Origin of the sequence: Paraburkholderia tuberum STM678, assembly GCF_902833905.1 — a bacterium.
GTDB lineage: Bacteria > Pseudomonadota > Gammaproteobacteria > Burkholderiales > Burkholderiaceae > Paraburkholderia > Paraburkholderia tuberum.
Map to the genome: position 1 here is coordinate 1 of NZ_CADFGP010000024.1, position 26,774 is coordinate 26,774.

At 57.0% G+C, this 26,774-nt stretch carries 22 protein-coding genes and 2 pseudogenes; 7 read left to right on the forward strand and 17 right to left on the reverse strand.

Annotated features, from left to right (window positions below):
• Positions 1–213: 213 nt before the first annotated feature.
• Positions 214–1,224, reverse strand: a complete 1,011-nt coding sequence (locus HWY30_RS21200) for a GlxA family transcriptional regulator (protein ID WP_090806262.1) — start codon at positions 1,222–1,224, stop codon at positions 214–216.
• A 477-nt stretch (positions 1,225–1,701) separates the two neighbouring features.
• Here HWY30_RS21200 and HWY30_RS21205 point away from each other — a divergent pair, with 477 nt between their 5' ends.
• On the forward strand, positions 1,702–2,469 hold the full coding sequence (locus tag HWY30_RS21205) for a class I SAM-dependent DNA methyltransferase (protein ID WP_090806264.1): 768 nt from the start codon (positions 1,702–1,704) through the stop codon (positions 2,467–2,469).
• Positions 2,470–2,692: 223 nt separating this feature from the next.
• On the opposite strand, the gene HWY30_RS21210 is transcribed toward HWY30_RS21205, so the two are convergent.
• Both HWY30_RS21210 and HWY30_RS21215 read right to left on the reverse strand, forming a co-directional pair.
• Positions 2,693–3,853 carry a DegT/DnrJ/EryC1/StrS family aminotransferase gene (locus HWY30_RS21210; RefSeq protein ID WP_090806266.1) on the reverse strand — a complete coding sequence of 387 codons (1,161 nt, stop codon included), beginning with the start codon at positions 3,851–3,853 and terminating at the stop codon, positions 2,693–2,695.
• Positions 3,850–4,371 carry a cupin domain-containing protein gene (locus HWY30_RS21215; protein ID WP_090806268.1) on the reverse strand — a complete coding sequence of 174 codons (522 nt, stop codon included), beginning with the start codon at positions 4,369–4,371 and terminating at the stop codon, positions 3,850–3,852. Before HWY30_RS21215 ends, HWY30_RS21210 begins: the two co-directional genes overlap by 4 nt.
• Positions 4,372–4,767: 396 nt before the next feature.
• Here HWY30_RS21215 and HWY30_RS21220 point away from each other — a divergent pair, with 396 nt between their 5' ends.
• Positions 4,768–5,718: a GDP-L-fucose synthase family protein gene (locus tag HWY30_RS21220; protein WP_090806270.1), complete on the forward strand. Its 951-nt coding sequence runs from the start codon at positions 4,768–4,770 to the stop codon at positions 5,716–5,718.
• A gap of 143 nt (positions 5,719–5,861) precedes the next feature.
• Here HWY30_RS21220 and HWY30_RS21225 read toward each other — a convergent pair whose 3' ends face one another.
• The 13 genes and pseudogenes from HWY30_RS21225 to HWY30_RS21280 form a co-directional block, all read right to left on the reverse strand.
• Entirely contained in the window at positions 5,862–6,947 is a 1,086-nt protein-coding gene (locus tag HWY30_RS21225; protein WP_090806272.1) for an IS630 family transposase, read from the reverse strand.
• Between the two features lie 38 nt (positions 6,948–6,985).
• Positions 6,986–8,152, reverse strand: coding sequence for a glycosyltransferase (locus tag HWY30_RS21230; RefSeq protein WP_090806274.1), 1,167 nt, complete (start codon positions 8,150–8,152; stop codon positions 6,986–6,988).
• On the reverse strand, positions 8,137–9,519 hold the full coding sequence (locus tag HWY30_RS21235; RefSeq protein ID WP_143037196.1) for a hypothetical protein: 1,383 nt from the start codon (positions 9,517–9,519) through the stop codon (positions 8,137–8,139). Before HWY30_RS21235 ends, HWY30_RS21230 begins: the two co-directional genes overlap by 16 nt.
• Before the next feature lie 45 nt (positions 9,520–9,564).
• Positions 9,565–10,683 carry a GDP-mannose 4,6-dehydratase gene (gene gmd / locus HWY30_RS21240; protein ID WP_090806278.1) on the reverse strand — a complete coding sequence of 373 codons (1,119 nt, stop codon included), beginning with the start codon at positions 10,681–10,683 and terminating at the stop codon, positions 9,565–9,567.
• Positions 10,684–10,740: 57 nt separating this feature from the next.
• A complete protein-coding gene (locus HWY30_RS21245) occupies positions 10,741–12,987 on the reverse strand; it encodes a polysaccharide biosynthesis tyrosine autokinase (protein ID WP_090806280.1) in 2,247 nt (748 codons plus the stop codon).
• A 311-nt stretch (positions 12,988–13,298) separates the two neighbouring features.
• Positions 13,299–13,439, reverse strand: a pseudogene (locus HWY30_RS41750) (DUF6429 family protein); the annotation flags it as partial.
• Positions 13,440–13,486: 47 nt separating this feature from the next.
• Entirely contained in the window at positions 13,487–15,559 is a 2,073-nt protein-coding gene (locus HWY30_RS21250) for a pectate lyase family protein (protein ID WP_090806282.1), read from the reverse strand.
• A gap of 24 nt (positions 15,560–15,583) precedes the next feature.
• A complete protein-coding gene (locus HWY30_RS21255; RefSeq protein ID WP_090806284.1) occupies positions 15,584–17,011 on the reverse strand; it encodes a lipopolysaccharide biosynthesis protein in 1,428 nt (475 codons plus the stop codon).
• A 141-nt stretch (positions 17,012–17,152) separates the two neighbouring features.
• Positions 17,153–18,304, reverse strand: a complete 1,152-nt coding sequence (locus HWY30_RS21260; RefSeq protein WP_208524319.1) for a glycosyltransferase — start codon at positions 18,302–18,304, stop codon at positions 17,153–17,155.
• Between the two features lie 50 nt (positions 18,305–18,354).
• The gene (locus tag HWY30_RS21265) at positions 18,355–19,224 is read right to left on the reverse strand and encodes a glycosyltransferase family 2 protein (protein WP_090806289.1); all 870 of its coding nucleotides are present in this window, start codon (positions 19,222–19,224) and stop codon (positions 18,355–18,357) included.
• Entirely contained in the window at positions 19,187–19,825 is a 639-nt protein-coding gene (locus HWY30_RS21270; RefSeq protein ID WP_244144954.1) for an LbetaH domain-containing protein, read from the reverse strand. The genes HWY30_RS21265 and HWY30_RS21270 overlap by 38 nt, the downstream gene beginning before the upstream one ends.
• Positions 19,826–19,891: 66 nt before the next feature.
• Entirely contained in the window at positions 19,892–21,442 is a 1,551-nt protein-coding gene (locus tag HWY30_RS21275; protein WP_167368688.1) for a GMC oxidoreductase, read from the reverse strand.
• On the reverse strand, positions 21,432–22,274 hold the full coding sequence (locus tag HWY30_RS21280; protein ID WP_167368689.1) for an aldo/keto reductase: 843 nt from the start codon (positions 22,272–22,274) through the stop codon (positions 21,432–21,434). Before HWY30_RS21280 ends, HWY30_RS21275 begins: the two co-directional genes overlap by 11 nt.
• Before the next feature lie 607 nt (positions 22,275–22,881).
• Between HWY30_RS21280 and HWY30_RS21285 the strand changes: the two genes are divergently transcribed.
• The 4 genes from HWY30_RS21285 (at position 22,882) to HWY30_RS21300 (ending at position 26,090) form a co-directional block, all read left to right on the forward strand.
• Positions 22,882–24,135: a glycosyltransferase WbuB gene (locus HWY30_RS21285; RefSeq protein ID WP_090806297.1), complete on the forward strand. Its 1,254-nt coding sequence runs from the start codon at positions 22,882–22,884 to the stop codon at positions 24,133–24,135.
• A gap of 93 nt (positions 24,136–24,228) precedes the next feature.
• Positions 24,229–24,444: a hypothetical protein gene (locus HWY30_RS21290; RefSeq protein ID WP_090806299.1), complete on the forward strand. Its 216-nt coding sequence runs from the start codon at positions 24,229–24,231 to the stop codon at positions 24,442–24,444.
• 407 nt (positions 24,445–24,851) lie between these two features.
• Complete coding sequence (locus HWY30_RS21295; RefSeq protein WP_143037197.1) at positions 24,852–25,064, forward strand: hypothetical protein; 213 nt, start codon at positions 24,852–24,854, stop codon at positions 25,062–25,064.
• A gap of 120 nt (positions 25,065–25,184) precedes the next feature.
• Positions 25,185–26,090, forward strand: coding sequence for a GlxA family transcriptional regulator (locus HWY30_RS21300; RefSeq protein WP_244144955.1), 906 nt, complete (start codon positions 25,185–25,187; stop codon positions 26,088–26,090).
• Positions 26,091–26,184: 94 nt separating this feature from the next.
• Here HWY30_RS21300 and HWY30_RS21305 read toward each other — a convergent pair.
• Positions 26,185–26,322 (reverse strand): annotated as a pseudogene (locus tag HWY30_RS21305) (IS110 family transposase); the annotation flags it as partial.
• A gap of 139 nt (positions 26,323–26,461) precedes the next feature.
• Between HWY30_RS21305 and HWY30_RS21310 the strand changes: the two are divergent.
• On the forward strand, positions 26,462–26,764 hold the full coding sequence (locus HWY30_RS21310; RefSeq protein ID WP_090806305.1) for an ArsR/SmtB family transcription factor: 303 nt from the start codon (positions 26,462–26,464) through the stop codon (positions 26,762–26,764).
• Positions 26,765–26,774: the final 10 nt, after the last annotated feature.

Sequence of the window (26,774 nt, forward strand, 5' to 3'; positions counted from 1 at the left end):
TGCTGAGTAGGCTTTCATTCACCCTGATTTTACCGCCCCCGGACCATGTCTATAAGATTCAGATAACACGACAAGTAGTCTGACGCCGGGGGAGATTCCGAGGCGAACAGATGCGTGAAGATCTGTTTCTCCTCGAAAATATTTGAATCTGAATGCCGACCAACTGATTCGAAGGGCTCCTTGTCTCGCGGCGAAGCTTTGCCTCGCCAGCTCCTAAGCGGACATCTCCACAGGATCGGCCGTGGCGCCGCTTTTCTTTTGACAGCGGTATTCCGTCGCCGACATCGAGAATTGCCTCCTGAACACTTTCGAAAGCCGCTCGCCATTCGTCAGTCCAACCCTGCGAGCGATCTTGTCTATCGGCAAGTCGCTTCTGGCCAACAGTTCACAACTGAGATCGAGGCGCGCTCGCAAAAGATATTGCGACGGTGTCACTCCCATCTCGCGCTTGAACAGACGCAGGAAGTTCCGCTCGCTCATCGCCACCGTACGAGCCGCGTCGCCTATTGAAACCGGGCGTCCGCAATTTCGCTCGAGCCAGCGCGCGGATTCCTGTGCCTTTTCCGCCTGCGTGTTCGTTCCCATGGTGCTCAGCATGGTCGTCAAATTCTGATCTTTGGAGACGGTGAAGTGATCGGCAACTGCTGTCGCGATGTCGTATCCGAGGTCCCGCTTCACGAGCGCGAGCGAGTTGATCAGCGCATCGCCGCCTTCGGTCGACGCCGCGACGTTAGACGTCTCCGGACTCCAGATGCCCGGATCGACCGAAGCCCAATCGCGGCGAGAAATGCCCGCTGCCGCCAGCAGCAAGTCGCCGTTGCCGAGAGGGTTGACGACGCCGGTCTGCGAACATGCTATGGTCAATAACCCAATGAGCACCTCGTCGGCGGCTGCACGCTTTGCGCCGGGTCCGCCCGCAATATACAGTGCGTCGAAGCCTTGGAACCGCTGGCCGCCCAGGCGCTCGGTCCAAACGCAAACGGATGACGAACAGGCTATCATCCCACCGCAGGCAGAGACCAGACGGACGCTGTAAGTTGCGTTTCTTCTCAGACTGCGAGACTGAATCTCGTTGGCGATATGAAGCACCTCGGCAAGGGTGCCCGCTTCCAGCAGCGAAAAACCGTCGTACAACAAAATTCCTATGAGCTTGACCGCGCGTTCTTTAAATCGGTGGAAAATACCGTTATCTCCTGCATCGCCTAAGCTAGTAGCGTGGGACATGCCGTTACCTCCATTTTGCTTCGGTTCTAGATCGCTGCTCTGGCTTGCGTTGGAACGCTGTGGAAAGCGTATGACCTCGTGAGCTTAGTGCCATATTCGATCCACCATTGCCGTGGTGTCCGCCAAAAGCATGTTTCTGGCCGAGAACGTCGCTCCCAGTATCAACAAGACCAAAACATCGTCTCATTTCTTTAGCGCTGAAAGTGAAAACCATAAAGCCGCTCATCAGGGTTTCCCGACCCACTGGACTTGCTGAGCGATAGACCGATCAGACGGCGAATGCTTCAGCAAGGAAACGACCGGTCAACACCTTGCTGAAAACAGTCATGCATGTAGTCTGAAAATCCCCGCTAGATACCCTTTCTCATGAGCACCCTGAGCTTTGGCTTTGGCTTTGGTTGCCTTCGAATAAACAAAAGTGCGTTCGCGTCACGCGTGACTTCGCCACCGCCATACGACCAGACATGGAGTCGCTTCATGAGCTTCAGCACGAGATATTCGCAATACTATGATCTTTTCTATCATGACAAGAACTACAAGGCGGAAGCGTCGTTTGTCACCGGATTGCTCGGGCGGTACGGAATAGTTGGAGGTCACGTGATGGATCTAGGTTGCGGCACCGGACGCCACGCGGCGGAATTCGCAGCCGCGGGATTTTGTGTTTCTGGCGTTGACATGAGCGCCGATATGCTTGCCCGAGCCGCTGCCAGGTGTACCACTCTGCCAGGCGCAGTAGCGAAGCGACTGACGTTTCAGCAAGGCGACGCGCGGATCGTCCGCACGAATGAACTCTACGACGCAGTCGTCTCGCTCTTTTATGTTGCGAGCTATCAAACGACCAACTCCGATTTCATGGCGATGTGTCACACCGCTGCGACGCACCTGCGGCCATCAGGACTGTTCGTGTTCGATTGCTGGTACGGTCCCGCGGTCCTCGCCGCTCCGCCCGACGTACGCATCAAACGCGCCTCCAGCGAAGAAACCGCGGCGATACGAATCGCCGAGCCCACGATGCGTCCTCATGACAATACTGTCGCGTTCAACTACACCGTCCTGCTAACGGATTTGAAAACGCAGTCGGTCGAGACCGTCCTCGAGACGCATGTGATGCGCTACATGTTCAAGCCCGAGATCGAACTGATGCTGGACCTCAGCGGATTCGAGGTCCTGGACAGTTTGAAGTGCATGGGCGGCGAGTTGAGCGCTACCGATCTCTCAGCGACCTTCGTCGCGAGAAAACGGTGATGCTCGGAAACAGCCTGAGCGAGAAAACGTCGGAAAATACAACGAATGGCATGTCATAGCCAGCCTCGTCGATGAGTCGAGGCTGAACCGCCAGGCAGTCCTGCGCTGGCTAAGCGCATCGCGTCAAAGCGGCTCGCCGAAAGCCGCGTGCGACCACCTGCCACCCGGATCAAGTGTTTGTTCCGTTGCGTGACGGGCCATATTTGCTGCGGCGAGCAGTCGGTCAGCACCGCGCTGAACTTGACCTGCTGTTGCGGAAACTTCGCGAAAAGGCGGTGGCCAGCGTGTCGCGCACCACGTCCACCGTGTAGTCCTGCTGTGCTTCGGTGAGCGCGAGACCACTCGGCAGATACAATCCCCTGCGACTCATGCGTTCGGCAATCGGGAAATTCTCTCCCTTGAACATCCCTTGCTTGAGAAAAACCGGCTGTTCGTGCATCGGCCAGAAGAACGGCCGCGCGCTGACACCTGCCTCCGCCAGCATGGACCGGAGCTCGTCGGCATCAAAGGGCAAGCTGTCGTCCAATACCATACCGAAGACCCAATAGATATTCTCGGCATATGGCAATGCCACCGGCGCCATCCCGATTCCCGGCACTCCCCGCAAAAGGCTTTCGTAGCGGCGGCCCAACTCGCGCTTTCGCGCGACGTGCGCATCTAGCTTCTCGAATTGCGCTAGCCCGACAGCCGCCTGGAGGTTGCTCATCCGATAATTCCAGCCAAGCTCTTCGTGGACGAATCGCCTCTCAGGCTTGAAACACAGGTTTCGCAAACTTCTCGCGCGCGTAGCCAGCTCGTCGTCGTCGCAGACGATCATGCCCCCTTCCCCCGTCGTGATGTGCTTGTTGGCGTAGAAGCTGAAGCACGATATATCGCCGAAACTGCCGCACTTCGCTTCGTTATAGGTTTGTCCGATTGCCTGCGCAGCATCTTCGATCACAACGAGGCCGTATTTCCTTGCGATATCCAGCAACGGAGCCATATCCACCGGCAGACCGAAAGTGTGCACGGCCATGATCGCCCGCGTCCGGCTCGTGATAGCGCTTTCGATCTTCGTCACGTCCATGTTCCACGTATCCGGACTTGAGTCGACCAGTCTCAAGCGGGCACCGGTGCGAACAATGGCCGATGCGCACGATATGATCGTGTGCGTGGGGATGATAACTTCGTCGTCGGGACCGAGCCGCAGAGCCACCGCCGCCACGTCCAACGCAGCGCTGCCGTTCGCGACGGCAATCGCGTGTCTGCGGCCGACGTAACCCGCCATCGCACGTTCGAAACGCTCGACGAACGCCCCGTCCGAAGAAATCCACCCGCTTTCAATGCATTCGTTCAGATAGACGCGCTCCTTTCCGTCGAGCAGGGGTTCGTTGACCGGGATCATCGCGCGCCGTCCTTAACTTCAAGCTCGACGCCTGGGCCGTTACTCGCTTCACTGCATCGGCTCAGGTGTGCGGACGCGAAGCGCAATTTTTCCTGCTCTCCCATATAGGGCCCTTGTTTGACTTCGAAGAAAGACGCGTCCTCAAGCATCTCGAAGCCGTGACCACCCGACGCCAGCAAGATGACATCGCCCGCGTACAGTACACGGCTCGACAGGTAGTCCTTATCGGGCGTATAGAACTTCACCAGGACACGGCCACGCTTGACGAAGAGCACCTCTTGCGTCCATTCGATCTGCCGCACCAACTTGCAGTGAAGATGCGCGTCGATCACTTTTCCGGCGGGATGTTCCATGTACGCGAGTTGCTGAGGAAACTCCTTCGGAGTAAAGAAACTCACACCACTTCTCGAGAACGAATCCCGGATGATCATGGCGAGCGTTTCACCTTCGAACGAGACTACTTCGACATTCGAGTCATGAACGACCTCTGCGTTGCCCGTTATCGGTAGAGCTTCCATTTTTTTTCCTCGAAGAGAGCCGGTAGTATCCCGACACACCGAACCTTCCGGGAGCAGGGCCGCTTACGACATAAATTGGCCCACGGAGGTCCTTCATGCGTCCCCGAAGCATAGGATCGGTTCGGCGGTCACACGGTCAGATGGCCGAATACGGAATGAAGTTGGCTGACCGGGGTATTACGTTGCAGCGTCACCTCGCGCATCTTTATATCCTCGGCAACGACCGCGCAGAGGTGCACACGGACCGCGCCAATATATTGGCACCGTCCGCCATGACCTTGAATGGTCCATATGCATTGCTAAGCTGATGAAACCGCACGTCGTAGCCCTTTGAATCAAGTGGCGGGGCAACTCACGTTCCGACCGACGTGTCTCTCTCGACTATTGGCCATTCACATGAACAGAAACTCTCGCATCTATGTCGCCGGACATAAGGGAATGGTCGGCTCGGCTCTCCTTCGGCGCCTTGCCAGTTCCGGATATGATCACGTGATCACGGCCTCGAGACAGTCGCTCGACTTGCTGGATCAGCGCGCCGTGATGGATTTTTTCGCTCGAGAGCATATAGACGTCGTCCTCCTGGCCGCAGCCAAAGTCGGCGGAATTCATGCCAATTCGACTCAGCCGGCTTCGTTTCTCTACGAGAACCTCGTCATCGAAACCAATGTGATTCATGCAGCATTCAAGAGTCACACGCAGAAGCTCGTCTTCTTCGGTTCATCGTGCATCTATCCAAAGCTTTGCCCTCAGCCCATAAAAGAGGATTACCTGCTCACGAGCGCTCTCGAACAAACCAACGAAGCCTATGCCATCTCAAAGATCGCGGGTCACAAGCTTTGTGAAGCGTATAACAAGCAATACGGAACGCGCTTCATATCGGTGATGCCTACGAATCTTTATGGCCCCAACGACAACTATGATCTTCAAGGCAGCCATGTGCTGGCCGCGCTCATCCGCAAGGCGCACGAGGCAAAGCTGAACGGACTCGAATCGCTCCCGGTATGGGGCTCCGGATCGCCGAGACGGGAATTCCTTCATGTAGACGATCTGGCGTCCGCGGTTCTCGTCCTGCTGAGCAACGACCTGGTCGAGGGCATGTTCAATGTCGGATATGGAAAGGACATAGCGATTGCCGACCTCGCACGACTGATCTGCGATGTCGTCGGTTTTTCTGGATCGCTGAGATTCGACTCGTCGAAGCCCGATGGGACGCCGCGAAAGTTGCTCGACGTATCGAAGCTCGCCGCTCTGGGTTGGGCGCCCACGATTACGCTCAGAGAGGGCATCGCATCAACCTACGCCGACTTCGAGAATGACGTGCAGCGTACCGGGCTCGCCAGCGCCTGACGAATTCACGCGGCGTGCGCGATCCTGCACCACGGATTGAAGTCCCGCCCCTGGTATCCAGGGTACCCGTCTGCCGACTGCGGTTCCTGTCCCTCGATGCCAGCAAATCATGTCACTTTCAAGGCCACGACAGGTCATTCCGGTTAGAGCGGCTTGATCAACGCATCGGCCTGGTCCGTTGAACCGGATGAATTGCACCGGATTCGCCGCGATGGATCGGAGTACTTCCATTTCAATGGGCGCGCCTGCTTGTTGTATTGACAGATATAACGCATGAGCTTTTTGTTGAGATCCTTGGTGCTGGTGAACACGCCAAGCGCAATGTCGTCGCGCTGGATGCGTGCAAACCAGTTCTCGACCTGACTCAGCCATGACGAATACGTCGGGGCGTAATGTATCGACACTTTCGGATGGTCAACCAGAAATGTTTGAACGGCGTTGGTTTTGTGGCTGCTCACGTTGTCGCAGATCACGTGAATCTCCTTTCCGCGCGGCTGTGCCCATACCACCTCCGTGAGGAACGCAACAAACTGGGCACTGGTATGGCGTGGCGCGGTTTTGCCCAGCACCTCGCCGGTGGCAACGTTCAATGCGGCGAACAGGCTCAGGGTGCCGTTGCGTTTGTATTCAAAGCCATGGCTCTCGGCGCGTCCAGGCGAGAGCGGCAACATCCGGTCCTTGCGATCCAGCGCCTGGATGGCTGTCTTCTCGTCCACGCAGAACACCACCGCATGCAACGGCGGATTGAGGTACAGCCCGATCACGTCGGCTGCCTTCGCCTCAAAATCGGGATCGTTGGACACCATGTGGGTATCGAGACGATGTGGCCGAATGTCGTGCTTGCGCCAAATACGCTGCACCGTCACGAAGGCCATGCCCAACTGTGCCGCCAGTTTGCGGCTGCTCCAGTGTGTCGAGCCGTCGGCCGGCTTACGTCGCAGTGTGTAGTCGAGCACTCTCGCTTCAAGGACCGCCAGGTCAGGTCGCGGTGCCCGGCCTGGATGTCTGCCGTACAACCCAGCCAAACGCTCACAGGTGAAACGCATTTGCCATGTTGTAATGAAACGCGAATCGCAACGCAATTCCGCCATGATCGCCGCACGCGAGGCTCCTTCGTCGAGCAGCAAGATCAACCGCGCACGCCTCACCTGGCCAACGGCCATCGTGCGGCTGCGCTGCATCGACATCAGCTCTTCGCGCTCGGTTTCACTCAGATTCATTTTGCCCATGCACTATTAGCTCAGTGCAATTTCATTGGTTCAATGGACTAGTCCTTGATTCGACTGCTCAAAGCCCGGGATATCGACCTTTCTAGCGCGTCTCGCGTCAGAAGTTGGGCGGCTGCTTTCATTGCCCGCTCGATGCTCATGCGTTTGCGGCGATACGTCTGCTCTGCGTTTGCCAACGCATCGGCGATGGACCTTACATCCGCGGAAACAAAGCATATGGCGTCGTGAATCTCCGTCATGCTCATCGGGGGAAGTTCGGTGGAAATGACCAATCTTCCCGACGCGACATATTCGACAACCTTGAAAGGAAAGACCCCGTTACCCATTTTCTCTATCGAAACATGCGGGTTCACCAGCACGTCACAGTCGGAAATCAATTTGAACAAGACTCTTTCGTCCACCCGACCGTGGAAGTGCACCGGGTAATCTTCGGCGGACAGCCTGACGAACTCGCGTGCCAGCGGACCCGTTCCGCAGACGTGAAACATGAGGCGTCCGCCGGACTTCCGGATCAGGTCGAGAACCACGTCAGCACCCTTCTCGACGCTCAGCCCACCGAAATAGCCAACCATCGTTCTAGCATCTGCCGTTCGCGAGAATGGACGACGCTGTCCACAAGCTTCAATGAGATCGTCCGACACCACGCCCGGACACAGCACCACGGGACAACCGCTGCGTTGATGTTCGCGTGTCGATAAGTGATCGTTAACCGCAAGACATAACGATGGAGCGGGTAACACGTATCGCCATGCGATGAAGTCGAGCAACGGCTTCGGATGCCAGCGGCGACGAGAAAGCAGCCAATCTTCGAACTGGAGGATCAGACGCGCACCGAACCGGTGCGTCAGCACGCGAGCGAGCATCGACTCGAACGCGTACGCGTTATAGATCCATACGGCTTCGGGCTTGCCGACCTTCGCTATCTCATCGCTCAGCGCCAAGACTTCGAAAAGGTTCAGCAGCTTGCCGATGGGCCTTACAGGGTAGCAGCGAAGCGAAATCTCCCGAATGCGTTGCGTGCCGATGACGGAATCCCGACATTTTCTACGTGACCATCCTGCCTCTATGTGGCCCGTATTGATCAAAAGAACATCCTCGGAAAGTTGCGATGCCAACGCCAGAAAAAACTCCACCTTGCGTGCGGCGCCCAGATTCACATTCGCCCCACGGTTAGAGGCGCTGTAAGGCGCTATGAAAACAAGCATTTCTGCTGCTCCACGTCAGCGACTCCTGCTTCAGTGCCAGGCAAGTCAACGCCACGTGATCGACGCGTGGACAAATAGGCGCCGAGAGAGCACCCGTAGATGTCCCCAAAGCAGAGCATCAGAGTCGTCACCAGTGGATACTGCTCGAACAGGTTGACGTCCATGCAGGCTGCAATCGTGATCCCAACGAACACCACATAGCGAACCGACTGACGCCTCGAATGACGCGGACGGATGCGCCAGAAAAACGCCGTCGCACCCGTCGCGAAAATTAGCATACCCACAATTCCGATTTGAAACTGCATCGTCACGAAGGCGTTATCGATGAGCAGATTGAACCGGTATTGCTCAGGGTCGACGCCCGCACGCTGGAGGAGCATGACGGCTGTGTTCGTGCCTACGCCGAGGCCCCGCCCCAAAAAGAGTTCTCCCGGAGTTGCCTCTGACAACTGCTCCGCTATCTTCCCGAGGTTGGATAAACGACCGCCTTCGTCGAGTTGATCAGTCAGCACATCACCGCGGCCGACCGCTTCCACCATGTGAGAATAGCCAACGATTGCGAGCAAAATAGCAATCGGTAGCGCAGTCACCACCAGCAGCATCCGATCATTACGGCTCAGCCGTCCCCCAAGCGTTTCCCAAACTACTACGCCGACGATGGACGCGATACTGAGCATAGCGAATCGCGTGCCCGAAGAGACGGCAATCGCGACTGCGAGGGAGAGCAATATAAGCCGATACAACAGCCGGGCGCGGTCCAGAACGAGCACCATGCTTGCAAGCGAAATCGCATACATGCCTGCTAGCGCCGCGTTACTGAACAGGCCCGTGTACCGATCCTGCATAAATAGAACTTGTTGTATTTGTCCGAGTTGTATCCATTGTCGCAGGACAACGTAAAAGTCCAATGCGGCAAGCGCGAGCAATGCGAGGACGAGGGCCGTTTGTCCCTGCTTCTCGGCCGGCAGCAAACTCGCGAACAAAAACAGGCCGAATGACGCATGAATCAGCAGAACCCAGCGCAATCCCGCAGGTAGGAAGAACAATGGCGTCCAACCTGCGATGAACGGCACGAGTCCCACCGATACGATGCAAAGAATCCACGTGAAGAACATCAGAATAAACGTACGCATTCCCCCCCGAAAGCGATTCAAACCGAGCGCAAGAGGCCACCCGACTCCGATCAAGGCGATGCTCGCGTCCTTCACGTACTTGACAGCACCTGCGTCATCCATGGCGGCCGAATTTAGGTTCCAGACGTTGATTGCTCCGGTGCCGAGCGCGCCAAGCGCCTGATCCGCGTATTGAGCCAAGCCTGCCGCGAAGACCGTAAAGACTGCGAGTGAAAATACGAAACGCGGCGACATTCCACACGCTCCTGAGTTACATGCCGACTCGGCCAAACTTCGTCCTTACTCGTGATGCTCCAACGCCCTGTAGCCAGCCAGCGTGATCAGCGCATCCCGCTTGGCGATCTGATAGTCGGACAACACCATTTCCCTCACAAGAGCGCCGAACGTCACGGTCGGTGCCCATCCCAGCTTCGCGTGGGCTTTCGACGGATCGCCGAGCAAGGTCTCGACCTCTGTCGGTCGAAAATAGCGAGGATCCACTCGCACGATGACCGTCCCGGGCGCGACCCGGCATTCCCGGCCGCTCACACTTTCGACGATCCCGACTTCATCGACTCCGCTTCCGTCAAACCGAAGCTTGATACCGAGTTCGCACGCCGCCTGCTGAACGAATTCGCGCACGCTGTATTGCACGCCAGATGCAATGACAAAGTCTTCCGGCTCGTCCTGTTGCAACATGAGCCATTGCATCTGGACGTAATCGCGCGCGTGTCCCCAGTCGCGTTTCGCCGACAAATTGCCAAGGTAAAGGCAATTCTGCGAACCGATTGCAATACGTGCGAGGGCGCGCGTAATTTTGCGCGTAACGAACGTCTCGCCCCGAACGGGCGATTCATGATTGAACAGAATGCCGTTGCAAGCGTATATGCCATACGCCTCGCGATAGTTGACCGTGATCCAGTACGCGTACATCTTCGCTACCGCATACGGACTGCGCGGATAAAATGGCGTGTTCTCCCGTTGCGGCACTTCCTGCACGAGTCCGAACAACTCCGATGTCGACGCCTGATAGAACCGGGCGGTCTTCTCGAGGCCCAGAATTCGCACGGCTTCCAGCATGCGCAGCGCACCCAGGCCGTCCGCGTTCGCCGTGTACTCAGGCTCTTCAAATGAAACCGCAACATGGCTTTGCGCGGCGAGGTTATAGATCTCATCCGGTTGCACCCGCTGAATAATTCGCAAGATGCTCGACGAGTCGGTCAGGTCACCATGGTGAAGATGAAAGCGGCGCTGCGATGCATGGTCATCCTCGTATAAATGGTCGATGCGATCCGTGTTGAAGAGCGAGGTGCGCCGCTTGACGCCATGCACTTCATATCCTTTGTCGAGCAGGAATTGAGCAAGATAAGAGCCATCCTGGCCTGTGATACCGGTGACCAGTGCAACCTTGTTCGACATGGTTCCTTCTCCTTGTTTTGATACTTCGCTGTGTGCGTGATACTTCTTGCGATTCGTTCAGGCTGTCCTGACATTGGACTCGCCGCCGCTTTTGCCGTACCCGTCCGACCTGCCGTAGCCTGAACCGTATCGCGCCTTGTCGAGCGGAACGTCGGTAAAGAGAGTTCCTGCCACGTTCACGCCACTACTGCGCAACCGGTTGAGCGCCTCATACAGTTCGTCCACCGGATGCCGACCGTGCCGAACGACCAGCAGCGTTGTACCGGCCTGCCGGCCGATCAGCGTTGCATCGGTGACAGCAAGCACAGGCGGCGTATCGACGACGACAGCGTCATACCGCCGCGATGCAACATCGAGTATCTCGCTCAGTCTCCGGGTCGTAAGCAAGTCCGCGGCGTTTGGCGTCTCGCCCCCGCGCGGGATCAGGTCGACGCCATTCATGACATCGCGCACGACCACGTCGTCAAACGCCGCACCTTTTAGCAACTCGGTCAAGCCGGGGCCGCCAGCCGGGTTGAAGGATCTGTGTATGTCGCCCATGCGCATGTCGGCATCGATCAGGAGCACCTTTTTCCCGCCTGTCGCCAACACGATTGCAAGATTGGCCGCGACAAACGACTTTCCTACCCCAGGACGGGAACTTGTGATCATCACGACATTGTTCCTGACTTCCGATCCGATCGATTGCAACGCTGTTCGCAAGCTTCGCACGCCTTCGACCGCGACATCCCCCGGCCATACCGCAGCAAGCACATGTATGCCCGGAGCCTTGCGGCGTATTGCCTCCTGCAAACGAATTTGCCGTTCGCTGTGCGGCACGACAGCGCAAACGGGTATTCCAAGGGCTGCCTCGATCTCGGCGCTTCGCTCGATTCCACCAGACACCGCCTTGCGAAGGAACGCGGTGACGATTCCCAGTACAAGCCCAAGCACGGCAGACAACGACAATAGTACCTGCCAGTTAGGCTTGCTCGACTTCTCGGGGGGCACCGCGAGATCGACAATGCGCACGTTGCCTACGTTGCCCGCCTTGACGACACGAAGCTGTTGCGCACTGTTCAGGAGATTCGTATAGAGGTCTGTGTCGACCTGAACGTTGCGCATCAGACGCACTGCGTTTTGTTCCTTATCCGGCAAACTGGCAACACGCTGGCTCAGCGCTTCGCGGTCTTGTTGCAATCGGGCGATCTTCGAGTCCACCGCCGTAAGTAGCGGGTAACCCTCCTTGTAATGCTGCGAGATGTCGTCGCGCTGCTGCAAGAGGCCGCGCAAGGCGGTATCGAGATCGACAACCTGTTGCAGCAACAACCGGCTTTCCACACTCAGATCGACGGTTCCATTGCTATTACGAAAAGCGTTGTACTTATCCTCGGCTTGCTGTAATTCGTCCCGCAGCTTCGGCAATTGACCCTCGAGGAAGAGAAGCGAGTGTTCGGCCTCGGACGTACGCCTTGCGAGATCCTGAGCGAGATACTGCTGAGCAACCGCATTGACGATGTCCGCAGTGCGCACCGGGTCGGGTCCCTCCAGGGCAACACCGATCATGCCAGTTTGCGACTTTCTTTCTGAAATGACCAAAGCATCTTTCAGCGCGAGGATCGTGGCCTCTATCGAACTTGACTTCAGTGTAAATTCACCGCCGGGAGAAGCGGATAACTTATTGACGAGAAGATGCACCTTGCCGTCGCCGAAAGGCACCACCAGCTCGTGGCCGACTTCTCCTGTTCCAAGCGTTTTGCCGTCAGGTGCAATCAACTTGAAGTACGGGGCCTGTCTCGCCTTTACGATGAATTCGTGGCCGATTGCAGCATGAGGAACATCGAATTTCGATACTTCGATCGACTCGTCGCTCCAGGCGAACTGCCGCAGTCCAAACAGGGGTTTCATGCTGGCGGATCCGCTGCGCAGTCGCGCGATCCAACGGCCAATAAGTGGGAAGTACCGAGGTTGCGCCGTAGTTTGGAGATTCAGTTGCTGCACCGCCTCGCCGACCACCATGCGTGAGCGAATGAGTTCCATCTCGGCGTCTGCACTGGCTTTCACCCTCGAATCGAATATCGAGGCAAGCCGGCCCAACGCTTCGGCTTCGGGAGAGCTGGACGCGGGTGTGCCAATCTGTATGAGCGCATCGGCCCGGTACAAGGTCGGATGCATCAGGCCGTACAACGATCCCAGCGCGAGAACGCCGAGCGCAATCATGCCGATTAGACGCCAGCTCTCGCCGATTGTGCGAAGGTAATCCGAGATGGAGATCTCGTCGCCCTGCAGCGGACCATCGCGCGTGATCTGTTTCCTTGAGGCCATGGTTTCTCGGGTGGAGTGCTTTGCGCCCGCCAGCGGGATAACGCCAGGGGCAACCAGTTACGGGAGCGACGACGCGACGCATTGACCGTGCGTCCATTTCGACAGGTACTCTGCTACGACTTCAATGACTGAAATTCGAGAATGCGGAACATTCGCCGCCGCAGTCTATTTTAGATAAGCCTGCTGCTTGCGCCGTGTCGAGACCGAAATCGCCAAGATGTTGTCGGGCTCGATAGGACGGTCGTTTAGAATGAAACGATCCACTGGCCAGTAGCGTGACCCCTGGTGTCGTGAGTTGGAATTTCGTTTCATTAATTGGTTTTGCTGCCAGCGGTGACGAAGTGCTGCTTGAAGAGGCGTTCAGATTCTCGCAGGCCGTCCTTCGTCAGCACCACGGATTTCGCTTTGTTGACCGGATCGGCAATGAGCCCTCGTTCATGCAGTCGGTTGAGAGTCTGCGGTGGACTTGATCAGCTTTGCCCCAGATGCGGGGTCGGTCCTAAGTCTCGAACGGCCGGTTGCCGATCATCACGACGTGGTGTGCGCCATGGACAGTAGCTCGTAGTTCCAGCATGTTCCGCGGACTTACAGCAAAACGCAGGACATCGCTTCCCGACACGAGCGTTCCAACCGGAGCGCTCGTACTATTACGCGAAAGCTGCAGCAGATAGAGACCGGACGACGCGCTCTCTACGCGGTTCGCATCGCGTGACACCAGCACCATGACTGCATGCCCTTCTTCGTCCTTCGGGCAGGAAATCTCAGTGTCGAAACTGCCGCCATCGAAATGCACGGTGTAGAGGCCCAATCCACCGATCCGATGCCTGGCATCCTCCAATGCGCGAAGCGCTCCACTGCGTATCGTCACATCGTCGGTGAAAGTGGTGGCAGGCAGGGTGTAGCGAGGCTGCGGTTCTTTGAAAACACAGTCCGATGACTGGACGGATCCGACAGGGCCGTCAGATCGAACGACCGAAACGCCGAAAGACTGCTGGATGTTGACACCGGAAACGCAGGACGAGACGTCGAGTTCTCCTATGAACGCCGGGACGAGGACGCCATGACCAAGATAGGGATCGTCCCATCCGGCGCCAACGGCACCGGTTCGCTTGCGATGGTCGCGATAGCCGACGCGTTCCATATAAACGCCGTTGAAGACAGCCGATTGGCATGCATCAACCAGCACCGCTGGACGCGGCGAGTAAGCGTGCGTTATTTGCATGAAGACATTGCTATTCGAAGGGCGCGCATAGCGCGCCATGACGCGTATGCAGAATCCGCAAATGCCCCGATAGGGATACGCCCTGGCCGGTGAGGCGGCATTAGTCGGCGCGCTGAGTCTGCGCTCGCTGTTGATTGACTTGAAGAACGTGGCATCGAACCATTGATCGATCTTGCGCTCATCGTCGCCATAGACGCGGTCATAGATGTTACGTACGTTGATGATGGTGCACTTGTCCGCGAAGCCGCCTCGTTCGTTGTAGTCGTCGTTGCGATCGACCCATTGCCCTCCGACAAGAACAGGGACGCCCGTGCGCAGCGCCTCGATATTGCTGAACGTGCACTGTTCCAGCACAGCCGCATAGATACCCACCCCGCAGCCGATAAAGTGAAGTCTGTCAAAGATGCAGCCTGCGAGCGTCGCGGACAGGGCGCCAAAAGCCATGAAGCAATCCACGCATGTCAGATTCTCGAGCCCTGCATCCATCGCCGTGTCGAATTGATCGAGCAAGCCGAAAGTGACTGGCTGCGACGCGTCCGCCATGCCGTAGCGATAGTTGCCCTTCACCACGGCGTTATGTCCATATAGTTTGACCCCCGGCCATACGCCTACGCAATAGGGCTGTCGCATGGCAGGCTCAGACGGGAGTCTGCTGCCTTTTCCCTGCTTAACCGTGCCATCGTCGTGACAAGGGATGGCCAGCGTTCCGCGCGCGGCTGCAAGGTAGAACGTGCCGTTATCAAGCACAACGCACTGAGTCCGGCCCGTCGATGCATAGAGCGATCCTGCGAATGCGACGGCGCGATTGATCGCGTCACCGTCATCCGTCGTGCCGTCACCGCGTGCACCGAACCATCGGGCATGGATGTCGCCCTCGAATACGCGCTTCCAACGCTTTCCGCTCTTCGAAACCAGCACTGTGCCACCATTGTCCCGGCTCAAGACGTCGGTAGGATCGAGCCAATAATATGCAGCATCCAAATCGCGTTCGCCCGCAGCGTGCTGAAAAACGAGCAGTCTCGTAAGCGGTCCGCCGTAGTCACGCAAGCTGGCGTAGCCCTGAATCGGACCTTGCGCAAGCACAAATTCAGCGAGGTGTCGGATTTCGGTGTATGCGAGCGAAGACCTGCTGACTATCACCCTGTCGTCGGGCGACAAGTCGCTCACGGGCTGCATCGAGGTCGAACCACTCTGCGTGTGCGACGGCTGCAGTCCCGATGCCTGCCGCTGCGCCGCTTGTGCAGATGCGCCAGACAGGCCGAAGCAGGCGGCCACGATTCTCCTCAAGGCTCCACGTCTGTTTTTGAGCGCGTCTCCCGCCAACCGCAACTTTTCCTGGAAGTCGGCCATACGTTCAGAAGGTGGGTGTGAGAGTCACGAAAGCGGACCGAGCGACGCGTGCGCAAGAATCTGCTTCCTGCAGAGGCCGATATAGACGCCATAGTCGGCGATGATGCTCGCAATGATGGACGACCAGACCACCCATTCCACTGTGCCGAACTTCAAGAGCAGACATACCTTGAGCGGAATGGATACCGCGCTAAAGATCAGCACGGCAAGCAACTGGGGGCGTAATTCGCTCATTCCATTCAGAAAGATGGTGAAAGCGTTTCCCATTGCTTCGACCACCGCCAGCATCCCCGCCGCGCACAGCAATGGGAAAGGTACAGTCAGGTGATTGCCCGTCCAAACCTTCAGAAGCCAGGGGGAAGCTGCCAGAATCAGCGCGCTTGTCAGCACCGCGATGCCGCCCGTGACGCCCATGGAGACCTTCAGCGTGTGCCTGATGAACATCTTCTCACCGCGCGAGTGTGCGTCGGCATAGAGACCCCAGAGCGGCCCCGACAGCATGGCCATCCCGACGGTGATCGCCTGGAACAACCGCTGCGCAACGGCCAGTCTCGCCACTTCCTTCGCGCCGAGAATGTTTGAAACGATCAGGGGATCGCATGCGCTGCCGCATATCATGCCAAGTTGAAGAATCAGGAACATGCCGCTCGTCCGCAGTAGCAGCCTCGAGTCTTGCCACCCCGTTCCCAGCCATATGCCACGATGAACGCGAAAAATCCGCTCCCGGCGAAGACGCCAAACGAGAATCAACGTCGTGCCGACCTGCATGCCATAGGTAGAAAGCACGAGATACGGCAACGGTGCGCGATAGCGGTTGCAGAGATAAAGAAGCGGTAGCGAGAAAAAGTATCCGATCGCAGCAGCGATATGTGGCTCCCATGCTCGCTGAAGACCATAAAAAACCTTTCTCACGCCGCTTAGTGGGATGTTCACGCAAAACAGCGTGATGAAAACCACGGTTGACTCCACCGCTTCTCTTGTGACGTCTGCCGATTCGATCTTGAGCAGCCTTTGGAAGTCCAGCAACCTCACGGCACCAACGAGCACAGCCCCAGCGGCTGCGCCGATCACCACGAGCAGCAGTACGCCGCGAGTCGCAATCGTCTGCAGTTTCTCTTGATCGCCGCTCGTTTTCGCGTCCGCAACCAGGTTGACGAGGCCATTCGCCACGCCAAGGTCAAGCACCGACAACATCACTGCGAGGCTTGATATTGTCATCCAGATGCCAAAGCGCTCTTGCCCGAGATACGGAAGCGTCAAAGAGACCGAGAGCAGCACTACCGCAAAGCCCATCGCGGCACTCACCGCATTGCATGCAGCGGAACGCGCGGCGCGCACATAGCGATCCCTGTCGCGCCCTTCCGAGGCTCCGATACCAAACGGCAAGCGACGAAAACAGAGCCGCAGGATGGAGACCGGTGCGCGCACGAAAAAATTATCTGCAAGCGGCATTGGAGCGTGTGATCCTCTGACGCTGCTCTTCCGCGAATGAGATGTCCCGGAAAGGGCAGCAACGGTTGAGCGTAAAATCGCGCTGACGAACTCAACTTCCTGCGACAGCCATCCTGCACGCGTATGCTAAAGCAGAAATGCTTACGCGACCTGCTTGCTCATCAACGCGATATAGTTCTGCGCGACTCTGGAGATATGAAACCGATTGTTGAAACACTGCTTTGCCGAACATTGCATCGCAACCTTCTCGTCGTCCGACAGCATTGCCCATTGCGTCAGAAGGCGGGTGATACCCTCTCGCGTGTCGTCGTCCACGAACCCGGCTCCATCGGCAACGACCTCTTGCCAGATTCCGACCTTGTCGGTCAAGAGCACCGGCACGCCGCACGCTAGTGCTTCGGCCACCACCACGCCGAAGTTTTCCTGATGCGAGGGCAAAACCATGACGTCGGCAGCGCGCAGCAGGGACCACTTGTGCGCCCCCGTTACCATGCCAGGCCAGCTAACACGATCCGCGATGCCGAGCCGCACGGCCTCGCGACGCAATCTCACCCCGAGTCCATGATCATCGGGGCCTGCGACGACGAGGCGATAGTCGGTGCTCAAGTTCTGGAGATCGTGAAACGACTGGATTAGCAAGTCGCAGCCCTTCTTCTCGTGAATTCGCCCGAGAAAAAGGATAATCTTGCCCGGCGTCGCTAGCGAATGCCGCTGCGCAACGTCCAACGTTTCCGTCGAAGGTGGCGGTGCCGTGCCAATCATCATCATCAGCTCTTTCGCCCTGTACAGCGGAAACGCCAAGCGCGCCAGTTCGCGCTCACTGTCGGTGGTGAAGAGAACCCCCTTCGCATTGCTGATGACATGACGCTCCACAAATATCCAATAGACTAGCTTCTTGGCATGTTTCAACGGGCGGCCGATGTTGAACCACGGATCGAGCATGCCGTGCGGCATCACGAAATATGGGATCTTTTGCGGAAGAAGCGAGAGAACGGCCGCCGCGCTGTGGAACTGCCATATGCCGTCTACGATAATTGCATCGTACCGGTTTGCATGCTGTGTCAGCCACCCAACAAGCCTGAAGTTGAGCGCGTATTTTCCAGCGTGGTGGCCTAGCCTCACAACCAGATCGAAAGCATTGTCGTCCGATTTGTCAGCATCAATAGATGAGTCAAGACAGACAATGTCGATAGTGTGTCCGGAAAGCCGGAGCTCCGTCGCGAGCCGTTTGAGCGCCTCAGCAGGACCACCATACCTTCGCTCGATTGACGAGATAATGTGAAGGGTTCTCAACGCGGGATCTCCGGCTGACACTGACATTCATCATAACGCGCATGCGCGGTTCAACTCTTCAATTCTTCGCTTAACGTAGGGCGATCGACTTGCGTTCTCGCCGCCCTCATCTTCTCCCTGACTTTCAGAACGATGAAGTACTCATAGACCGACTGCAGCGTCGCATACACCAAGCCCGGGTGTCCGTCGAGGAAGCCTCGACGAACCAAGTAAAGTAAAACGAACTTGATCACCGGGCGGCATGGAAGTTGGTAGAACAGGCGCTTTTGATGATAGCGGCGAGTCTGGAAATCGGCCGCAAACAGCGCCTTGGAAAGGCTGAACTTGTTGCCGTTCGCCTTATTGCGAAGGAACTGATCTGCTTCCAGCGAACTGTAGGCGTTATGCCGTGAAAGCCAGTGCGATAGCCCCTTGCTGAAAGGGAAGTGATCGAGATAGCCGTCGAGCCGGCCAGTCTTGCCATCCACCACGGTGACGGGATTGACGAGCCGTTCATAGTGGATATGCTGGGGCCTGAAAAGCCGAACGAAGTACGGTGAAGCCTGCACGTGCCTGAGCCACCTGTCATTGAAGAAGTCGCGGCGTCTAATCTGAAACGCCACCGCATCGCCGGCGTTCGAGACCGCCTTTTCAATCTCCGGCACGAGCAATGGGGGAACGCGCTCGTCGGCATCCAGATACAGCACCCATTCGTGCTTGAATGGGATGTTTTTCAATCCCCAGTTCTGGTGAGTGGACCAGTCGTCGAATGGTCTGGAGATCACGTTCGCGCATACCGAGCGAGCGTACGCGACGGTCCCGTCTGTGCTGAGCGAATCAAATACGTGGATGTCGTCGGACCACCCGATGACGGTCTCAAGACAACCGGGCAAATCCTGTTCTTCATTCTTCGTCAGCACTAGTACAGACACTTTGCTCATTGGGCTCTCCGTGCTTGACTCTAAGAGAAATCTTCCTTGCTGGCATGCCGGCATACACAGTCCACTCATCCAGCAGACTCCGCGTTACCACTGATCGCGCGCCTACAACCGCTCCCGGCGCGATATGAATGCCAGGGCAAACGAAGACTTCAGAGCACACCCACGCGTCCGATCCCACAATAATCGGCTTTGCAGTTAGCTGAAACGTCGGATGGTTGTAGTCGTGACTTCCTGTACAGAGCTGCGCGCCCTGCGATATCGTGCAACGCTCACCTAAGGTGATGCGTTCGATGGAATACAAGTTCACTCCATTGGCAACGCCTGTAAAGTCGCCGATCGAAAGATTCCATGGCGCCCAGATGCGCACACGCGGATAGACGTGAACACCTGCGCCTATAGTGGCCCCGAATAGTCGCAGAACCCAGCGACGCCACGCATGAAAGACACGCGGCGTCGGCACGAAGAAAACGATATAGATGACGCCCCAAAGAACCCTCAGAAATCTGTTCGACAACGAAAATGAAGGTCCCTGTCTCGAATTCACGCCTTTCAGGATTATGCTCGGACGAACGCCTTGCCGGTTGATTGCATCTTTAGGCATAGACTCCTCTCTCAACGGACCATCGTAGCGTCCACACGGCTCAATACCCGCGGTTGGCGGAAAGCATCAAGCTTTTGGCGGGGTGCTGCCGGCAGCGTGCTGATTGACACATCGCATCCCCAGCAGCAGGAGCATCATAGTCGGATTCGCCCCACCTCCCGTCGGCAAGACTGACGTGGCAAGCAGTTGGACATTCGCGACACCGAAGAGGTTGAGGTTTTTGTCCACCACGCCATCGGCGGGGCAAGCACCCATGCGAGTCGAACCTGTCGGATGGAAGATGCCTTCTGCGTTATCGATGTTGGCCCAGATTTGCTGTGGCTCGATCGATTTCCATACGCCAAGCGAGGCGAATTTGCTCGTTCTCCAGGTTCTTCTAAATAGTTCTGATGTCTCGATTACGTTTTCCTTGTCTTCCTTGGACAACCTCCAGTTGATCTCAGCGAGTGGCAAGCCAAAGCGGTCGCAGCACGTATCGCTGAGAGTGATACGATTGTTGGGAGATGGAAGCTGCTCAACCACCGCATGGACAATCAGGCGCGAGTGGGCGGGAAACAGTAGACGTTTGTTCACGAGCCTCCACCACATGGCGCGCGCAAGCCAGGGGGTATTCGCAATCAAATCGAAGATTACTCGTGGCGGCGGTGACTTACGACGCTGTACATTCCGGAATATCTCCCGTAGCACATCAAAGCCACCGGGTTTCTCAACCTCGAACCCGATGTGGCAGAAACCTGGCGGCAGATGCCGCCGCGCCTCCGCTTGTGGCGCTAGCTCGAAACGAATATTGCGCATTGAACCGGCGGCGCCGAATCGAAAGCCGACGATCTTATTTAGCAAAGCGGTTTCGGAGGCGACGATTTCCGCTACTTCTGCGGAAATATGATCCGTGAAGTTATGACCGAGCGCAGACGTAAGGGCGGAGACGGCTCCATTGTTCTGACGGTCGATTAGCAATGCCAGACGGGTTGTTTCGATCGCGCCAGCGGCGACGATGAGCTTCCTCCCCGAAATAGCTAGCCTGTCACCATTTGGCGATACCGCTTCCAGTCGGACGCCTTCAGTCTGAGTTTTGATTTTGACAACGTGAGCATTCAACCAGACCTGAAGGTTGGCTGCCGCAGCGACGTCAGCGTCCAACAACGCCGCTACATTGCGCTTCCGGAATTCTGGCCACTTGGCGAGACGATTGACATGGGTCCCACCGAGCTCGAACGGAAAGGAGACGTCGGAATACGGGCCCGGTTCCAGGGAGAATAGCCGCTCGACGTCATCGATGAAAGGGGTTAGTTCATCGAGTGAGATCGGCCAGTGGGCATTGCAGAGATCAGAGTTTTGGAAGGGAATGAGGGCACCGCCCCATCGCATCGAGGTACCGCCCAGGCATCGGAAACGTCCGTGCGAGGCACCCTTGTAGAACATCCCCTGCTGGACGACTTCATTGAGCGGATGCGTGTCCTCTTCCTGGCGCAATCCGCCGGTTTCCAGGCAGATGACGGTTGCGCCTGTCTTCCGCGCCAGTAGTACGCTGATCGGTAGGCCGACGGTTCCCGCGCCGATGACTATGAAATCGGCTGCCCGCGAAATCGCGCCCTGCCCGCCCAGGTCATTGAGCATCGGCCGTTTCCTCCACGAGCCGGGCATATTGCTGCAGCCTGGCCAACTGCTTCGTGCTCACGATGATTGCGCCATTGGTATTGCGAAGTAGTGCCCGACGCAGAACCTCTGTCACTGACAGCGGCGACCCCTCCTTGCGGGACGCGGAGACATAACCATAAGTGATCTGGAAGGGCTTGCGGTAGCAGGTCAGTACGTCGGCCTCGCGACCGGTGAGACTGTCGTGGACCTGAATGAAGCGGGTCAGTTCGGAGCCGGCAGCGAGGAACGGTTCGACCTTATCCGTAGTTAGCGCGAGGCCGAAAGTACGGACCGTTCCGTCGCGTAGGAGACTCTCGAGCCATTTCAACCATTCATCAGTATTGAGCAGGGAAAGTTCAGGCTCGTGCAGCGCGTAGATGTCGATAGAGTCACGCTTCAGACGACGCAAACTGCCCTCGAGTGTTCTCTTCGCTCGGGCGACTGAGAAATCCACCGTTGGACCCGAGATGGTCTTTATGAAGCGCCCTGTCGCCTTGCGAACAAAAACAGCGGCTCCGCTTTGCTCCTCGCCGCCGGGCGAATAGATACCGACTTTGGTGGTGACAGTGACCTCCGGTCGTGCTTTGAGAACGTGGCCAAGATCGCGCTCGGCCAAGCCAAAGCCATAGTAGGGGGCCGTGTCGAAATGGGTGAACCCGGCGTCCACCGCTGAGAATAATAGTCGTCGTCTTGCTTTTTCGGAGCCACAGTTGAAAAGACTGGCGGTGCCGAATATGAATCTCGAAAGTACGATGGGAGTCCCGGTCAACTGAACGCTTTGCACGATTAGCTCCCGCTGAATGCTGGTCAAGCCCGCGCCTTGAATTGAATGACGAGAATGTTCTACCCACGATCAGCGTTACCCGCGGCAATAAGACGTCAGTTCCTTAGTAAGGTCTGTGCGTAGTCCGCCAGATTAACCGTGTCAGTATCTATGGCATGGTTGTACGAGCTCTCCGTCAAAGCCGCTGTATACCGAGCACTATGGGTTAGCACAGCGTGTTCACGCGATTGCATGTAGCGAACTTGAATCTGGTCGACGTGAAAGGAATATAAGCGCTGCGCCCTGATGCCCCCGGCCAAGACGGAAATTGGCAAGAAGTTGTCGGCTTTCGCCCACCGCGAGTGGCAAGAGACCGGCATCAGGCCTCCTGCGCCCACACGACTTGCGATCATATGTCCTGGCTGGCGAAGCCCATCTAGGCGAGGCACGACAAGCATTTGTCCGACCGGGCAATTTGATATCTGCGATCTTCGAATCAAAAGGCGAACGCGCAGCTTTGACACAACGCGAATACGAATGCGACTGCGAGCAAGCCACGGAACGATAGCCTCGATCAGAGTCCGAACGCATGGGTCGTACATTCCCGTGCCCAACGCAGACTTGATCTTCTTTTTCCCAGGATGTGGATTACTCAATGAAAGTGCTGATAATCTCGCTCAACTATGCCCCAGAGGTGACAGGGGTGGGAAAGTACTCCGCGGAGCTTGCGGAGTGGCTCGCATTACAGGGGCACACGATACGCGTGATAACCGCGTCTCCATACTATCCTGAGTGGCGCATCAAGGCTGGCTATAACGCGTTGACGTACTCGACTGAGCAAATCAACAACGTTTCCGTCATACGCGTTCCCTTCTGGTGCCCCAAGCGCCCGTCGGGTCTGAAACGCGTGCTACATCTGATGAGCTTCGCGGTCTTCGCGAGTCCGGCCGCTCTGTGGCAGATCGCGTGGCGTCCGCACGCCGTGTGGCTCGTAGAGCCACCTTTGTTCGCGTCTCCCGTCGCGTTGTTCGCCGCCCGCGTCGCCAGCGCCTCATGTTGGCTTCATGTACAGGACTACGAAGTCGACGCAGCGTTTCGACTGGGCATACTGAAAGGCCATGTCGCAAGAAAGCTGGCTTTGCGCGTGGAAAGATGGTTGATGTCACGCGCCGACGTCGTCTCGACACCCTCCGCTGCGATGACACGGCTCGCCGTGCAGAAGGGGGTCTCCTCGGAAAAAGCTTTCACCTTTCCCAACTGGGTCGATACTCAACACGCGCATCCAAACAGCACGGACAACCCCTATCGCGCGCAACTCACCATCGGCCACGGAGCGCTGGTCGTCCTCTACTCAGGCAATCTCGGACTTAAGCAAGGTCTGGAAATCATTGTCGACGCTGCAAAGCTTCTCACGTGGCGCGCGGACATCATGTTCCTGATCTGTGGCGCTGGACCAGCAAAAGATGTCCTGCTCGAAAAGGCCCGTGACGTACCGAACGTCAAGTTTCTCGGGCTGCAACCTAAAGAGCGGTTCAATGAATTGCTATCGGCTGCGGACATACACGTCCTTCCGCAGCTTGCGGGCGCCGCGGATCTCGTCATGCCTTCGAAGCTTGGCCCAATGCTGTCGAGCAGCCGACCGGTAATTGCGACTGCGAATGAAGGTACCGAGTTATGGAGCGTCATCAACTCGGTCGGCGTCGCAGTCGAGCCCGGCTCTTTCACGGCATTGTCACACGCCATCCTTCGTCTCGCCGACGACCCGTCGCTTCGTGAGCGCCTTGGCACCCTCGGACGGCAATACGCCGCATCCAATTTCTCGAAAGAAACGATTCTCCTCCAGTTTGAGGCACGGCTTCGCAGCTCAGTCCTCGGCAAACGAGACCTCGGAGACCGCGCGACGACGTAGGCCCACTTAACAGTCTTCGGATCCGGTGCTAGCGCAAATGAGCGAGATCCAGCTTGCTTCGTGGACCTCACAAGGTATCCTAAGGAGGCAGGGATGAATTCAGAAGGGCTTAGTGCTGACCTTCCCGTAGACTGGACGGATGAGGAGTCGGAGTTCTTTATGCGTGCAGTGGAGGCGATCGCACTGGCCTACAAAGAACAGACCATCACGCTTGAAGAGGCCGGAGACCGGATTTGTATGGTTGCGGTCACGAGACTCGGTGAAGCAATGGGCATGGATGATTCAATCAGATGTATGAGCCGGGACTAGATCTGAAGCGGCTTCGCCTTGCAGCGCGTTTCGTCCACCCTGACGTCAACGCCAGGACTTTTGCAGACCTTCCCTACTAATTCACCAGGGTATGCGGCCAGTTGAACGCGCCGTAGTTTCATTAAGTCAAAACTTAGTTCTGTCCGGCCGATAAAGGTTGAAAGTAATTGGTGGGATTTTTTTTCACGCGGTAAGTTATGGCGTGTAACGATATTTACGTGGCACGACTGCTTATTATCTCGCCAGTTTACCTTCAAAGTTTACTATATGAAGAATACGCTTGAACCAGGAATACCGATATATGGGAACCTCGCTGATTCTCATTGCTTGTTATTACTATTTTCTTTCTGATTACCGGGTTGCTGCCCATATTGCAGTGACGCCTCCGCTATTTTGAGGCGGACACCTTGCATCTCGACACTGAGGCAAGGCCGCTGCATTTTCCGCTGACAGTCGTTTTTATCGCGCGCCGCGACCTGGATGCCGGGCTTGCACCACCGCCCTTCGGCAACGTATTTTTCTCGCCTGAAACCTTGTCGATTAAAACGGCGAGAATAAATCTGAAAACGCGAGAATCGAAGTCCGACGACACATGGAAATCCTGTCTTCTTTCCGTGTGACGAATAGAAACCTGCCGAACTGGAGGCCGCATGACGCCAATCTTATCTGACGCGCTAGCACCGCCTGATTGTCCGAGACAGGACATTCGGTCTGTTCAGTGTTCGACAATCGTGAAGCACGTGGCGATTATTTTGTATGACGGATTTTCGTTGCTGGACGCCGGCACGCTCGCCGAAGCTCTGCATGTCGCTAATGAATTACAATCGCAAAGTTCGAATCATTCCGTGACATATCGCGTGAACCTCATTTCGGCTGGCGGTGGAGCGGTTGCATGCTCGTCATCGATGATGGTTTGGACAGAGCATTTTTCCACGCGCGATTTCGATCGTCTCGACAACCTCTTCGTTCCCAGCGGAAGTGGTGTCGCGCACGCCTCCGTCGACGACAACCTCATTGATCTGTTGCGACTGGTTTGTGCAAGAGGCGTCCGTGTCACCGCGATCGGGAATGGGCACATGGTTTTGTCGGCTGCCGGCGTGGCGCGGCGCGATTGGCCTTCGATGAAGCATGATATCCGTCTCCGATCGTTATCCGCGAGCGCTGCGGAGCATGATCGCGATCAGGCTTTGGTGACCTCGCTCGCACTGCTCAAGATGGATCTGGGAGCGGAGTTGGCCGCGCGCGTGGCGGACCGTCTCGGCTCGGATGGCGGGCGTACATTGGCCCCCGCGTTCGAAGAGATGGATGCAAAGACGCTCGCCGAGAAAGCACGTGCGTCGGCGCGTTGGATCGTCCAGAACTGCGCGAAGCCCATATCGGTGGGCGATGCGGCGCGCACGTCTTCGATGAGTGAGCGCAATTTCCTGCGTCTGTTCAAACGGGAGCTCGGTGTTACGCCTTCAAAGTACCTTCTTGGTGCGCGGCTCGATCTTACGTGCAAGCTGCTCGCCAACAGCGATCTTCCGGTGGACAAGATCGCTCGTAGAACCGGTCTTAGCAACGGAGAGAGACTGTCGAAGCTTTTCCGTAAAGAGCTCTCGATGTCGCCTACTGAGTTCCGGACGCAGAGTCGACGAAAGAGTTGACGTACGAACAGCAATCCAGATGCGCAAGTGGGGAGTCACGTCAAGCGCCGCGCTTACTTATGCCGTGAAGGCTTACCTTGCCACCCGAACCGGTCTGCTTCGGCACCGACGCCCGTCCTTTAGCCGTAACTTCCCCGTACTCGGTTAGCCGTCCGCGCAAGCCGTTGATTTGCATGGTCCGGAACTTCACAAGTTGCTCGCGCATGCGATGCAGCGCCAGCATTGCCTGCTGCATTCGATGCCTATCGCCCCATCCGCAGTAGTGTTTTCACCAATATCGTTAAGTTCCGATATATGATTCGTTCTGTAGCGATGCATGTCGCGCACGCCATGCGGCGTGCCGGTTGCCGAATCACCTGAAAACCATCCACATGACGCCCGATTTCGACGCGATCCACAAAGCGCTGGCCAACCCGGTCCGCCGGGAGATTCTCGGCTGGCTGCGCGAGCCGCACGCCCATTTTGCCGATCAGGAGTTGCCGCTCGACCACGGCGTGTGCGCGGGCAAGATCGACTCGCGCTGTGGCCTGTCGCAGTCCACCGTGTCGGCGCACCTGGCCGCGTTGCAGCGCGCGGGGCTCGTCACGTCGAAACGGGTTGGTCAATGGGTGTTTTTCAAACGCAACGAGCCCGTCATTCAGGCGTTCCTCGAATACATGAACGCGAAGCTCTGAGCGCCGCATT

Coding starts and splice junctions, on each gene's coding strand:
- HWY30_RS21200 (WP_090806262.1), bottom strand. CDS start 1,224: ATGTCCCACGCTACTAGCTTAGGCGATGCAGGAGATAACGGTATTTTC.
- HWY30_RS21205 (WP_090806264.1), top strand. CDS start 1,702: ATGAGCTTCAGCACGAGATATTCGCAATACTATGATCTTTTCTATCAT.
- HWY30_RS21210 (WP_090806266.1), bottom strand. CDS start 3,853: ATGATCCCGGTCAACGAACCCCTGCTCGACGGAAAGGAGCGCGTCTAT.
- HWY30_RS21215 (WP_090806268.1), bottom strand. CDS start 4,371: ATGGAAGCTCTACCGATAACGGGCAACGCAGAGGTCGTTCATGACTCG.
- HWY30_RS21220 (WP_090806270.1), top strand. CDS start 4,768: ATGAACAGAAACTCTCGCATCTATGTCGCCGGACATAAGGGAATGGTC.
- HWY30_RS21225 (WP_090806272.1), bottom strand. CDS start 6,947: ATGGGCAAAATGAATCTGAGTGAAACCGAGCGCGAAGAGCTGATGTCG.
- HWY30_RS21230 (WP_090806274.1), bottom strand. CDS start 8,152: ATGCTTGTTTTCATAGCGCCTTACAGCGCCTCTAACCGTGGGGCGAAT.
- HWY30_RS21235 (WP_143037196.1), bottom strand. CDS start 9,519: ATGTCGCCGCGTTTCGTATTTTCACTCGCAGTCTTTACGGTCTTCGCG.
- gmd (WP_090806278.1), bottom strand. CDS start 10,683: ATGTCGAACAAGGTTGCACTGGTCACCGGTATCACAGGCCAGGATGGC.
- HWY30_RS21245 (WP_090806280.1), bottom strand. CDS start 12,987: ATGGCCTCAAGGAAACAGATCACGCGCGATGGTCCGCTGCAGGGCGAC.
- HWY30_RS21250 (WP_090806282.1), bottom strand. CDS start 15,559: ATGGCCGACTTCCAGGAAAAGTTGCGGTTGGCGGGAGACGCGCTCAAA.
- HWY30_RS21255 (WP_090806284.1), bottom strand. CDS start 17,011: ATGCCGCTTGCAGATAATTTTTTCGTGCGCGCACCGGTCTCCATCCTG.
- HWY30_RS21265 (WP_090806289.1), bottom strand. CDS start 19,224: ATGAGCAAAGTGTCTGTACTAGTGCTGACGAAGAATGAAGAACAGGAT.
- HWY30_RS21270 (WP_244144954.1), bottom strand. CDS start 19,825: ATGCCTAAAGATGCAATCAACCGGCAAGGCGTTCGTCCGAGCATAATC.
- HWY30_RS21275 (WP_167368688.1), bottom strand. CDS start 21,442: ATGCTCAATGACCTGGGCGGGCAGGGCGCGATTTCGCGGGCAGCCGAT.
- HWY30_RS21285 (WP_090806297.1), top strand. CDS start 22,882: ATGAAAGTGCTGATAATCTCGCTCAACTATGCCCCAGAGGTGACAGGG.
- HWY30_RS21290 (WP_090806299.1), top strand. CDS start 24,229: ATGAATTCAGAAGGGCTTAGTGCTGACCTTCCCGTAGACTGGACGGAT.
- HWY30_RS21310 (WP_090806305.1), top strand. CDS start 26,462: ATGACGCCCGATTTCGACGCGATCCACAAAGCGCTGGCCAACCCGGTC.